Below are 12,249 nucleotides of genomic sequence, written 5' to 3'. Positions count from 1 at the left end.
AAAAATGAAAACTAAACTTTTGTTCCTTTCCCTATTACTTTTAATCATTAGCTGTACTTCTAAAACAAATTCTTCTGAATTCATAGAAAAAGCTTCTGGACGTTATTATTTTAATGCTGATGAAATTATTGAAGTTACTTTTGATGAGGACAAAAAATTACGCTTAAAATGGCGTAACCAAGATTTAGAACCATTAAAAGTTGACGATACTTCTTTTTACGTTAGAGAATTAAACGAAAAACTAATTTTTAATACTGCTGAAAACAAAATAGAATTAGCCGAAAAGAGAGAACATGAGGGAGAAAAATATGTTTTTAAAAAATTAAAAAAAGGAGAAAAAACACCTAGCGAATATTTAGCTGAAGGTAATTTTAAAGCTGCTTTAGAAGGTTACAAAGCTATTAAAGAAAAGGATAGCTTAACCCCAGTTATTAGAGAGCGAAACTTAAACAGATTAGGTTATCAGTATCTTAGAAATAATGAATATGAAGCTGCTATTCATATATTTAAAATTAATATTGAATTATATCCTAATAGTTCAAATACATACGATAGCACTGGTGATGCTTATACTAAAATGAAAGATACTGCAAATGCTATTGAGTACTATAAAAAAGCATTGGCTATTAACCCTGAAAACAGAAGTTCAAAACGCGCTTTAGAAAAACTGACTTCTAAAAAAAAGGAATAAGTACTCAGAAAGAATTGGTTGTAAAAACTTTTTAAAGTAGAATCAATAAAGCAATCCCTACAAAAACCACTATTTGTGCCCATTTTAGGTATACTCCTACTTTATTGTGCTGTTTAATGTAATCAGAAATTTTTCCTGCTAAAATAGCTATTGAAGAAAAAATTAAAAACGAGGTTAGTATAAACAAACCTCCTAACACATAAAACTGAAGTACGTTTGACAAGCTGTCAGAAAACAAAAACTGTGGAAAAAATGCCAAAAAGAAAATCGTAACCTTCGGATTTAATACATTCATCCAAAAACCTGTTTTGAATAATTTTAATGTTGATTTTTTCTGAACATTCTCTGTAGAAAATGCAATTTTAGCATCACTTTTATACACTTGATATGCTAAATACAGCAAGTATCCTGCTCCAAATAACTTGATGATAAAAAATAAACTCGGATTCTGTTTGATGATTTCAGATACTCCAAAAACCACCAAAGTTGTATGAATAATACATCCAGTCATTAAACCTACAACTGTAGCTAACCCGTATTTTTTACCATTGACAATGCTTTGGGTTAATACAAAAATATTGTCAGGTCCTGGTGAAATAGCTAACGTAGCTGTAGCAAATACAAAAGAAATGAGAGTTTCTAGCATGAATTAACTTTCAGCTAAAATAGCCTTATTGATTCTTTTTACCAAGCTTGGTCCTTCATAAATAAAGCCTGTATAAATCTGTACTAAGTCTGCTCCTGCTTTTAGCTTTTCTAAAGCATCTTTTTCAGAATGAATACCTCCGACTCCAATAATAGGAAATGCTTTGTTAGAATTATCAGCTAAGTATTGAATCACTTTGGTACTTCTATCTTTAACCGGTTGTCCACTTAAACCTCCATTACCTATTTCTTGTAAACGTTCTTGAGAAGCTTTTAAATTTTCTCTATTTACCGATGTATTTGATGCTATAACTCCATCAATTTTTGTTTCAGCAATTAACTCGATAATTTCATCTAATTGTTGGTTGTTCAAGTCTGGAGCTATTTTTAATAAGATTGGTTTGCTTCGACTACGCTCAGCAACCGCTAATTCTTTATCTATTTTTTGTACCTCAGTTATCAATTCCTTTAAATAATCAGCATCTTCCAATTTTGCATGACTCGATACGTTTGGGCAGCTTACATTTAATACAAAATAATCTACATACGGATGCAGCCCTTTAAAACAAGTTACATAATCTTCAGTATAATTTTCAGGAGCTGTATTGGTATTTTTCCCAATGTTTCCCCCAATAATGATTTTTCCTTTGTTCTTTTTTAATTGTTCAATCGCTGCTTCTAATCCTTCATTATTAAATCCCATTCGGTTAATGATTCCTTTATCATCTTTTAAACGGAATAAACGTTTTTTAGGATTTCCTACTTGACCTTTAGGTGTAACCGTACCAATTTCTACAAAACCAAAACCAAAATCTGCCAATTCATTATACAAAACTGCATTTTTATCAAATCCTGCTGCTAATCCTACAGGGTTTTTAAAAGTTAGCCCAAATAAATTACGTTCTAATTTTTTATCGTTTACTTGATACATTCCTCTAAAAATAGCTGAAACCCCAGGTATTTTCGACAAAAATTTAACTAGCGAAAAAGTAAAATGGTGAATCTTTTCTGGATCAAAAAGGAAGAATATTGGGCGAATAAGTAATTTGTACATCGGTTTTAATTATAATCTTTCGTTTATTAAATATAAAAAAAGCTCCAATAAAGGAGCTTCTGAATTATCGTAATGCAGCGTCTAAATTCTTTTCGAATGTTTGCTGTAGTTTCTGCATTATTTTATCTATCTGTTTGTCTTCTAAGGTTTTGTTTTCATCTTGCAATACAAAACTAACCGCATAGGACTTTTTACCTTCTGGTAATTTATCTCCTTCGTATACATCAAACAAATCTACTTCTTTCAACAATTTTCTTTCTGATTGAAATGCCAAGTTATAAATATCTTTAAACTCTACTTTATTGTCTAATAACAATGCTAAATCACGTTTTACCGCTGGGAATTTAGGTAAATCTGCTACTTTAATTTTCTTGTTTCCTACTAACCCTAAAATAGTTTGCCAGTTAAAATCAGCAAATAACACTTCTTGTTTGATAGAAAATTCTTTTAAAATTGCTCTTTTTACAACTCCTAACTCTACCAACTTCATTTTTCCTAAACTTAAGATAATTCCTTCAGAAAACACATCTGATTTTGTAGGTGTTGTTTTTAAGTTATCTATTCCTAAACGACTTAACAAAGCTGTTACAATTCCCTTTAGATAAAAGAAATCTGACGCTTGCGAAGCTACCTTCCAGCTATCTTGTGTTCTGTTTCCTGTTACAAATAAGGTTAAGTGTTTATCTTCTTGATATCCGCTTTCGTACTTATGATAGGTTTTACCAAACTCATAAAACTTTAACGAATTTTGTTTTCTATTGATGTTGTAAGCAACAGACTCTAATCCACTAAATAATAATGACTGACGCATCACCTTTAAGTCATTACTTAACGGATTTAACATCTCTACACTGTGCTCTGGATTCAAATTCTCAGATAACTCTAAGTAATCCGCCTTGGTTAACGAATTTGCCATAGTTTCGTTGAATCCTAGTGATGATAGTTGGTCTGCCACAATGTTTTCTACTTTTACATTGATATCACTATCAAAAGAAATAGAAGTATTTAACTTGTGAGAAAACTCTACATTGTTATATCCGTAAACACGTAAAATTTCTTCAATAATATCTGCCTCACGTTGTACATCGGTTCTGTAAGATGGTACTACCAACCCTAAACCTGCTTCTGTAACACTATTGATTTTAATATCTAAAGAAGCTAAAATCTTTTTAATCGTTTCTTTAGGTATTTCTTGACCAATTAATTTATACGCATTTTCAAATGATAAGAATACTTCAAAATCTTCAACCTTTACTGGGTAAAAATCTAAAATATCTGATGACATTTTTCCACCAGCATACTCTTCTATTAATAAAGCAGCGCGCTTTAAAGCATATTTTGTTGTGTTAATATCGATTCCTCTTTCGAAACGGAAAGAAGCATCTGTATTTAATCCGTGACGTTTTGCTGTTTTACGAACAGACACAGGGTTGAAATAGGCACTTTCTAAGAAAATAGTATGGGTACTTTCAGTAACTCCAGAATTTGCTCCTCCGAAAACACCACCAATACATAATGGTTTACTATCAGCATCACAAATCATAATATCTTCAGAAGATAGCTCTCTTTCTACATCATCTAAGGTAGTAAACTTGGTTCCTTCTTCTAAGGTTTTCACTACCACTTTACCTCCTCTAATTTTAGAAGCATCAAAAGCATGTAATGGTTGTCCTAATTCATGTAGCACATAGTTTGTAATGTCTACAATATTATTTTTAGGAGTTAAACCTATTGCTTTTAATCGGTTTTGAATCCACTCTGGAGATTCTTTTACTTCAACATCGGTAATTGTAATTCCGCAATAACGAGGCACCAACTCTTTATCTTCTACTGCTATATCAATCTTTAAAGTACGCTCATCAACATGAAAATCAGAAACAGAAGGAGATATTAATTCAATATTTGTTCCTTGTTGAATTAATCCTGCACGTAAATCACGAGCAACACCATAATGACTCATTGCATCTGAACGGTTAGGGGTTAACCCAATTTCAAACACATAATCTGTTTCAATATTAAACACATCAGAACATGGTGTACCAGGAGCTAAACTTTCGTCTAATATCATAATTCCGTCATGACTTTTTCCAAGACCTAATTCATCTTCGGCACAAATCATTCCGTGACTTTCTTCTCCTCTAATTTTTCCTTTCTTAATCTTAAAGCCTTCGCCTTTTTCATCATACAACATCGTGCCTACAGTTGCTACAGGCACTTTTTGACCTGCATCTACATTCGGCGCTCCACAAACAATTTGTACAGGACTACCGTTTCCTAAATCTACCGTAGTAACTTTTAGTTTATCTGCGTTAGGGTGTTTTATACAGGTTTTTACTTCACCAACAACTACGCCTTGTAAGCTTCCTTTTATACTTTCAACCTTCTCTATACCTTCTACTTCAAGACCTAAATCAGTAAGTAATTCACCTGTCTTTTCAGCCTCCCAGTCTGTTTGTAAAAATTGTTTTAACCAATTGTATGATATCTTCATAATCAATCTCTGAATTTAGCCTGCAAATTTACGTAAAATAAAGGAAAAAAAATCATCTTGTCTCTTATAGCTTCTACGATACTGATTGTTAATCTTTTGGTAACACAAAAAGGCAGTTTCCTTGATTCTATTTATAGTCTGATTTAAACTTCTATTGTCTTTTTTGATTCTTTGGATGAAAACACATAGGTAAACAACCACATTAAGGTAAAGGTTGGTACTACATCTAACCCTGGCATAGCTTCTTCAATAAATGTTATTGCCCCTGCTATTTTACCTTTGTTTCCTTTATACATTTTTGTCATTAAGTAGGCTGATGCTGGTGCCCAAACAATGTCGGACAATTCTCCTATTCCCGGAATTAAATACGATACATATCCTATCGCGTCAAACAACAAACTCAATGCTAGTTTTTGGTATTTTTTTTCTTTATTCATTTATCTAAAATTAATTCAACACTACAAATCAAAATTCAAGCCAAAACATCTTATTTTTGTCTTGTAAATTGATAAGTTTGTTCTAAAATACTAAAAAACAAATGATTTTTTCTGATTTCATTAATCAAATAGAAAAATTACAACAAAAGCAATTAGGCGGTTTAACCTCGCAATTTAAACTGGCTCCTAAACTTAGAATCCGCTATTCAGAAGAGTTAATACTTAGCAAAAACCCGAAAAAAGCAGCCGTATTGGCTTTGTTTTATCCTGACAGTAATAATCAAACACGTTTTTTATTAACCGAAAGAGCTAGTTATAATGGCGCACACTCTGCTCAAATTAGTTTTCCTGGAGGGAAGTTTGACAAAACAGATGACAATTTAAAAACTACTGCACTCCGCGAAACTTACGAAGAAGTTGGCGTGCCTTTTGATGCTATACAAATTATCAGACAAACATCAGATGCTTATATTCCTCCTAGTAATTTTTTAGTAGCCCCATTTATTGGAATTTCTAAAAAAACACCTCTTTTTATTCCTAATGAAGAAGTAGCGGAAGTAATTGAAGTTTTGGTTAGTGATTTATTAGACGATGAAAATTTAACATTTGTTGAAATGGAGACCTCATATATGAAAAATATCGAGGTACCTTGCTTTAAATTAAACGATTACATTGTTTGGGGAGCAACAGCAATGATATTGTCAGAAATTAAAGATTTATTAAAATAAGGCTATTCTATAATTCTTTTGTAATTTAGCTTATTCGACTACTAAAAAACCAATAACAATGCCTTTATTTAAAAGGAACCCTTTCGGACATATACTATTCATTAAACGCTTTTTAATTCAAACTTTAGGATTAATTTCCCACGGTCGTTATCGTAAATTTAACGACTTACAAATAGAAGGTATGGATGTTCTAAGAAGCCTTCCAGATCAAAAAGTACTTTTTATTTCTAATCATCAAACCTACTTTGCTGATGTTGCTGCTATGTTTCATGTTTTCAACGCTGCTTTAAAAGGACGTGATGATAATATTAGAAATATAGGTTATTTATGGAAACCTAAATTAAACATGTACTATATTGCGGCTGGTGAAACCATGCGTGCAGGTTTACTTCCTAAAATATTTGCCTACGTGGGTTCTATTTCAGTTGAAAGAACTTGGAGAAGTGCTGGTAAAGACGTTAATAGACAAGTAAAAATGTCTGACATTTCTAACATCGGTAAAGCCTTAGATGATGGTTGGGTAATTACCTTTCCACAAGGTACTACTACCCCTTTTAAACCTATTCGTCGTGGTACAGCTCACATCATTAAAACTTATCAACCTATTGTAGTTCCTATTGTTATTGACGGATTTAGACGTTCTTTTGATAAAAAAGGACTTTTAATTAAAAAACGTAACGTACTACAATCAATGGTTATAAAAGAGCCTTTAGAAATTGATTATGAAAATGAGCCAGTAGCTGATATAGTTGAAAAAATTGAATATGCTATTGAGCAACATCCATCATTTTTAAAGGTATTAACACCTGAACAAATTAAAGAACAAGAAGAATTAAACGAAAAACGAAAGTTTTGGAGTTAATTCAGATATAAAACTTTTAATCATATAAATTATGGCTAAAAAATCAATTTTAAACAAAAAGTCGATAGACTTTTTAGAGAAATATTTAAACAATGCGGCTCCTACTGGATATGAGTGGGAAGGTCAAAAAATATGGATGGACTACCTAAAACCGTATGTTGATGAGTTTATCACTGACACGTATGGAAGTGCGGTTGGTGTTATTAATCCTGATGCTAAATATAAAGTAGTTATTGAAGGACATGCTGATGAAATTTCTTGGTATGTAAATTACATTTCTGACAACGGATTAATCTACGTAATTCGTAACGGAGGAAGTGACCATCAAATCGCACCAAGTAAAGTAGTAAACATTCATACTAAAAACGGAATTGTAAAAGGAGTTTTTGGTTGGCCAGCAATTCATACACGTAATAAAGCTTCTGAAGAAGCTCCAAAACCTGAAAACATCTTTATCGATTGTGGTTGTGCAACCAAAGAAGAGGTTGAAAAGTTAGGAGTACATGTAGGTTGTGTTATTACCTATCCTGATGAATTTCATATTTTAAACGGAGATAAGTTTGTTTGTCGTGCTTTAGACAACCGTATGGGAGGATTTATGATTGCTGAAGTAGCACGTTTATTACACGAAAACAAGAAAAAACTACCTTTCGGGTTATACATTACTAACTCAGTACAAGAAGAAATTGGTTTACGCGGAGCGGAAATGATTACGCAAACCATTAAACCTAACGTAGCTATTGTTACTGATGTAACTCACGATACTACGACTCCGATGATCGACAAGAAAAAAGAAGGTCATTTAGAGTTAGGCAAAGGACCTGTAGTAGCTTACGCTCCTGCGGTTCAACAAAAATTACGTGATTTAATTATTGACGCTGCCGAAGCAAACAAAATTCCTTTCCAACGTTCAGCGTTATCAAGAGCAACTGGTACAGATACTGATGCTTTTGCTTATAGCAACGGTGGTGTAGCTTCTGCTTTAATCTCATTACCTTTACGTTATATGCACACAACAGTTGAAATGGTGCATCGAGAAGATGTTGAAAACGTAATTAAGATGATTTACGAAAGTTTATTAAAAATTAAAGATGGAGAAGACTTCTCTTACTTTAAATAATCTCAAAAAGCCTGTTTAATTAAACAGGCTTTTTTTCTTTCTTTACATTAATTTTTGCATCAAATTATTTAGTAATTTCGTAGTAAATATTGTATCACTTTAAACTATATGATTTTACTTTTTTGCTAGGTCTATATGGCATCTCTTCAAAAAGCTAAAACAGACCTAAAAACGAATGAGAAATTGAATTTTTTATTCGTTTCTAAATGGGGCGAATCACTTGATATCGCTTATACAATTAAACAAGAAGGACATTTGGTAAAAATGTTCATCGAAGACAAATCTTCTCGAGAAATTGGTTTCGGATTTATTACAAAAGTAAGCGACTGGAAAAAGCACATTGACTGGGCTACCATTATCATTTTTGATTACACTGGATATGGGAAAATATGCGATGAGCTTAGAAATAATGGAAAACTTGTTTTTGGTGGATCTGAATATACCGATTTGCTTGAATTAGATAGAAATTTCGGACAAGAAGAATTAAAAAAACACAAGATTAAAACACTTCCTTCTAGAGAATTTTTCAATTTTGAAGAAGCTATAAATTATGTTGAGATAAATCCAGATGCTTATGTGGTAAAACCCTGTGGAGAAACACAAGATTTAAAACAATTATTATTTGTAGGTAATGATGATAAAGGCTTAGATGTTATTAGAATGCTAAAAGCCTACGAAAAATCTTGGGGAAATAGCTTTGGTACTTTTCAGTTACAACGAAAAGTAAAAGGTGTAGAAATAGCTGTTTCAGCTTTTTTTAACGGAACTCATTTTATTCAACCTTATAACATTTCTTTCGAACATAAAAAGTTCTTTCCTAAAGAATTAGGAGTGTCTACTGGTGAAATGGGTACAAGCATGTTTTGGACAAAAGATTCTCCTATTTTTGAATTGACGCTTGGTAAATTCGAACATACTTTAGCAAAAAAAAGATTTGTAGGACATCTTGACATCAACTGTATTGTAAATGGTAATGGAATTTACCCTCTTGAGTTTACTTCTCGTTTTGGATATCCACAAGTATACATACAAAGAGACGGGATTAATGAACCTATAGGCGCTCTTTTTCACAAAATTACTACAGGAAAACACTTTACTATCAACACTAAAAAAGGTTTTCAGGTAGGTGCTTATATGGTAGTTCCTCCGTTTCCTTTTAAGGATAAAAAGAGTTTTGAATTGTTTTCAAAAGATTCTGTAATTCTCTTTAAAAAAGAAATGAAGGAAGGAGTACATCCTATCCATATAAAACAAATAAATTCAGAATGGTTAATAACAGGTAATGATGGAATTGCTCTTTTGGTTACTGGTACTGGTGTTACGATGAAAGATGCTCAAAAAATGATGCAAAACAGAATCAACAACATCATAATTAACAATAGCTATTATCGAACCGATATTGGTGATCGTTGGCTAGAAGATTCAGACAAACTATGGGCATGGGGACTCTTATAAAGAAATCAGATTCCATACTGATTAAACTTCTTAATGATGAAACTCATTATTTTTCTATCCTATCTAATGAATGGCAAGAATTGATAATTCCAGTTTGGAAAAAACATAAAACCACTTCAAAAATAGTGGGATTATATATAAACAATCAACTTATAGGAGGAGGTATTTTGTTTAGCAAAATGCCTCCTTATGCTACTAATTTTGAAAAAAGTAATGCTATTTTATTTGAAAAAGGATATCTATACATCGGTTATATTTGGATTAGTGAAAAATATAGGAATAAAGGATATGCAAGTGCATTTTTAACCCTATTAAAAAAAGAAAATCCACATCAAAAGTTTTGGTTGACGATTGAAGAAGGAAATCTTCGTTATTTTTACGAACAGAATGGTTTTACGATGCATGCTGAAAGTGATGATATAACAACTACTAAAGAATGGATTTTAATATACAATGGATGAATTAATAGATATCGTTGATGAAAACGGAAACTACACAGGCAAAACTTGCTTAAAATCTGAGGCTCATAAACACGGTTACTTCCACCCTACTATTCATGTTTGGCTGTACACTTCTGATAAAAAAATTCTTCTTCAAAAAAGAGCTTTATCTAAAAAAGTATTTCCTGGTTTATGGGATATTTCAGTTGCAGGACATATCGCTGCAGGTGAAGATATAAATATTGCTGCTCTTAGAGAAGTAAAAGAGGAAATTGGTTTTGATATACTTCCTGAAAACCTACACAAAATAGGTACCCGTAAACACATGGTAAATCACCCAAACGGAATTATTGATAATGAATTCCATCATGTGTTTATTGCTGCATTAACAATTCCAGTGGAAGAGTTAACGCTTCAAGAAGAAGAGGTTGCTGAGTTAAAATTATTCGATTTAAAAACCATTCTGCATACTAAAGACTACGAAAACTTTTTACTTCCTCAATATCAAGATTACTATTCTTTTGTGCATAAACAAATTATAACTGCTTTAAGCTAGACTGTATTTCGGCTTCAACAATTTAGTTTCCATTTTAAAAATCAAATAGTTATCTTTAGAATGAAAACTATCAAACTATGTTATCAAAAGAGGATAAATCTGCGTTAAGAAGTAGGTTGTTTCGTCATTTAGACGGAATCGTGACTTGTCCAGCAGCTGGCGCAACCGTCACGCTTGTCCTACTTACAACTTTATAGTTTAAATTATTATCTGTTAACATATCTTCTTTTTTACTTGCTTTTTTTCACATGCCTTTACTTATCATACCGTCACGAGCAAGATGCTCGCGCTAGCGGGGGGTTTACTACCCGATAAAAACACTTTTAAAAAGTTTCCAAATTCAGATTTAGCTACGGTTTCTATAAATCTTTTTAAGTAATTTATTGTTTCGTAAAAATTTTAAAAAAGCTTTTTATTCCTTCTAATCTATTTGGCACATAAATAGTTGTACCATTCTCTTCATTATCTTTTATTTGAAAATACGCTCCTATAGGTAATAGTAACAACCCAAACCAACCTAGTATTGTTATAAAATACCCTAAGCAAATAATTATTCCTTTCTTTATATTTGGAATACTTCCAAGAATGGTTTCTTTATTTATAGCTATATATACTAGTTTTTCTTTACTATAAATTACTTCTAAAGTGTTTATAAAACTTAACTCAACCTTATTAAAACTAACAGGAAGTGAATTAAAAAACTCTTCTTCATTTTTAATTAAACTCTCTTTTTTTAAAACTCCTAATAACGTTTTGTATTTCTCATCTGGTATATAATACTGAAAATGAACTGTTTTTTTATTGGTTACTATATCAAGATTTAACCTATTCCTCATTAATGGATGTATATCCAGGTTATTATATTTTAAATCAATCCTTTTTACTTTATTAAATACTTCAGGTTTTGTATTTATCTCTCTACCACCATTTAATATATCTGGCCCACCAATAAATGCTAATAAAGCAGCAATGCCTACATAGGCTAGCGTATATAAAATAAAATTACTTTTAGACATGTTAACTTTAGTTTTATTACTCTTCTTTTTCTGGAGGAAATGGGTATTCATCTAAAGGTAACCAACTATCCCCTTTCATTGCTAAATACTTTTCTAAACTTCCTAATTGATATGCAAAGTCATAAATAAGTTCAATTGAGATTTCTTTGATATCTAAGGTTACAAAAGATGTTCCATCTGCATAGTCGGTATTAATCAATTCAATTTCTGTATTATTATTATTATTAAATTTATAAACTAATTGTTCAACTGCTAAAGGTGAATAAACTACTTTTTTTATTTTCATTTTTAATATTTTAAACCATCTATTAATATAACTTTTACATTAGGGAACATCGTACTAAAATCTTGTATTACTCCTTGACAAGATGTGCAATGTGGGAAGTTACCAATCTATCTCTCCTCTTTCTCTTAATTTTTCTTCTTTAACTCCATATGCATAACCTATTCTAAAAATGTCAGTAAAAGAAAAATTACTTGCTGTAATTTCAGCAAAATTCACCTCGTCTAAAATATAATTTGTAATTTCAAAATCTGTCTTCTTTCTTGAATTATACCATTTAAGAGATGATTCTAAATCTTCTTTCTTATTACATATAACTCTAAATACTATTTTATTATCTAACTCCATCTATTAATTTTATTTCTATGTTTGGAAACATATCTTTAATGCATTTATAAAAGCTTGCCTTCTGGTACCTGATGATTTAATGCTCTCAAATGCATTTTTTATAGCATCATAAGTTATATCAGG

General features: G+C 31.4%; 15 protein-coding genes. 7 read left to right on the top strand and 8 right to left on the bottom strand.

The window, feature by feature from the left end; translation table 11 throughout:
• Positions 1-4 precede the first annotated feature (4 nt).
• Complete coding sequence (locus tag ACR9ES_RS01105; protein ID WP_435254771.1) at positions 5-691, top strand: tetratricopeptide repeat protein; 687 nt, start codon at positions 5-7, stop codon at positions 689-691.
• A gap of 31 nt (positions 692-722) precedes the next feature.
• Here ACR9ES_RS01105 and ACR9ES_RS01100 read toward each other — a convergent pair whose 3' ends face one another.
• The 5 genes from ACR9ES_RS01100 to ACR9ES_RS01080 all read right to left on the bottom strand — a co-directional run bounded on the left by ACR9ES_RS01100 (position 723) and on the right by ACR9ES_RS01080 (position 5,318).
• On the bottom strand, positions 723-1,337 hold the full coding sequence (locus ACR9ES_RS01100) for a LysE family translocator (protein WP_435254770.1): 615 nt from the start codon (positions 1,335-1,337) through the stop codon (positions 723-725).
• 3 nt (positions 1,338-1,340) lie between these two features.
• A complete protein-coding gene (locus ACR9ES_RS01095; RefSeq protein ID WP_435254769.1) occupies positions 1,341-2,390 on the bottom strand; it encodes a quinone-dependent dihydroorotate dehydrogenase in 1,050 nt (349 codons plus the stop codon).
• Between the two features lie 64 nt (positions 2,391-2,454).
• Positions 2,455-4,881, bottom strand: coding sequence for a phenylalanine--tRNA ligase subunit beta (pheT, locus tag ACR9ES_RS01090; protein WP_435254768.1), 2,427 nt, complete (start codon positions 4,879-4,881; stop codon positions 2,455-2,457).
• A gap of 15 nt (positions 4,882-4,896) precedes the next feature.
• Positions 4,897-5,082 carry a hypothetical protein gene (locus ACR9ES_RS01085; RefSeq protein WP_435254767.1) on the bottom strand — a complete coding sequence of 62 codons (186 nt, stop codon included), beginning with the start codon at positions 5,080-5,082 and terminating at the stop codon, positions 4,897-4,899.
• A complete protein-coding gene (locus ACR9ES_RS01080; protein ID WP_435254766.1) occupies positions 5,025-5,318 on the bottom strand; it encodes a hypothetical protein in 294 nt (97 codons plus the stop codon). Before ACR9ES_RS01080 ends, ACR9ES_RS01085 begins: the two co-directional genes overlap by 58 nt.
• Positions 5,319-5,419: 101 nt before the next feature.
• On the opposite strand from ACR9ES_RS01080, the gene ACR9ES_RS01075 reads away from it, so the two are divergent.
• The 6 genes from ACR9ES_RS01075 (at position 5,420) to ACR9ES_RS01050 (ending at position 10,479) form a co-directional block, all read left to right on the top strand.
• Entirely contained in the window at positions 5,420-6,046 is a 627-nt protein-coding gene (locus tag ACR9ES_RS01075) for an NUDIX hydrolase (RefSeq protein WP_435254765.1), read from the top strand.
• Positions 6,047-6,104: 58 nt separating this feature from the next.
• Positions 6,105-6,908 carry a lysophospholipid acyltransferase family protein gene (locus ACR9ES_RS01070; RefSeq protein ID WP_299001816.1) on the top strand — a complete coding sequence of 268 codons (804 nt, stop codon included), beginning with the start codon at positions 6,105-6,107 and terminating at the stop codon, positions 6,906-6,908.
• 31 nt (positions 6,909-6,939) lie between these two features.
• Positions 6,940-8,028 carry a M42 family metallopeptidase gene (locus ACR9ES_RS01065; protein WP_435254764.1) on the top strand — a complete coding sequence of 363 codons (1,089 nt, stop codon included), beginning with the start codon at positions 6,940-6,942 and terminating at the stop codon, positions 8,026-8,028.
• A gap of 135 nt (positions 8,029-8,163) precedes the next feature.
• Positions 8,164-9,483, top strand: a complete 1,320-nt coding sequence (locus tag ACR9ES_RS01060) for a phosphoribosylamine--glycine ligase (protein ID WP_435254763.1) — start codon at positions 8,164-8,166, stop codon at positions 9,481-9,483.
• Positions 9,468-9,944, top strand: a complete 477-nt coding sequence (locus tag ACR9ES_RS01055; protein WP_435254762.1) for a GNAT family N-acetyltransferase — start codon at positions 9,468-9,470, stop codon at positions 9,942-9,944. The genes ACR9ES_RS01060 and ACR9ES_RS01055 overlap by 16 nt, the downstream gene beginning before the upstream one ends.
• Entirely contained in the window at positions 9,937-10,479 is a 543-nt protein-coding gene (locus ACR9ES_RS01050) for an NUDIX hydrolase (RefSeq protein WP_435254761.1), read from the top strand. The genes ACR9ES_RS01055 and ACR9ES_RS01050 overlap by 8 nt, the downstream gene beginning before the upstream one ends.
• A gap of 380 nt (positions 10,480-10,859) precedes the next feature.
• Here the strand turns inward: ACR9ES_RS01050 and ACR9ES_RS01045 are convergent, their stop codons facing one another.
• The 3 genes from ACR9ES_RS01045 to ACR9ES_RS01035 all read right to left on the bottom strand — a co-directional run bounded on the left by ACR9ES_RS01045 (position 10,860) and on the right by ACR9ES_RS01035 (position 12,126).
• A complete protein-coding gene (locus tag ACR9ES_RS01045) occupies positions 10,860-11,495 on the bottom strand; it encodes a hypothetical protein (RefSeq protein WP_435254760.1) in 636 nt (211 codons plus the stop codon).
• Between the two features lie 16 nt (positions 11,496-11,511).
• A complete protein-coding gene (locus ACR9ES_RS01040) occupies positions 11,512-11,781 on the bottom strand; it encodes a hypothetical protein (protein ID WP_435254759.1) in 270 nt (89 codons plus the stop codon).
• Positions 11,782-11,880: 99 nt separating this feature from the next.
• Positions 11,881-12,126, bottom strand: a complete 246-nt coding sequence (locus ACR9ES_RS01035; protein WP_435254758.1) for a hypothetical protein — start codon at positions 12,124-12,126, stop codon at positions 11,881-11,883.
• Positions 12,127-12,249: the final 123 nt, after the last annotated feature.

This window comes from Tenacibaculum sp. A30, assembly GCF_051200845.1.
In the GTDB taxonomy this organism is placed as follows: domain Bacteria; phylum Bacteroidota; class Bacteroidia; order Flavobacteriales; family Flavobacteriaceae; genus Polaribacter.
This window is presented reverse-complemented; position numbering and strand designations above follow the sequence as displayed.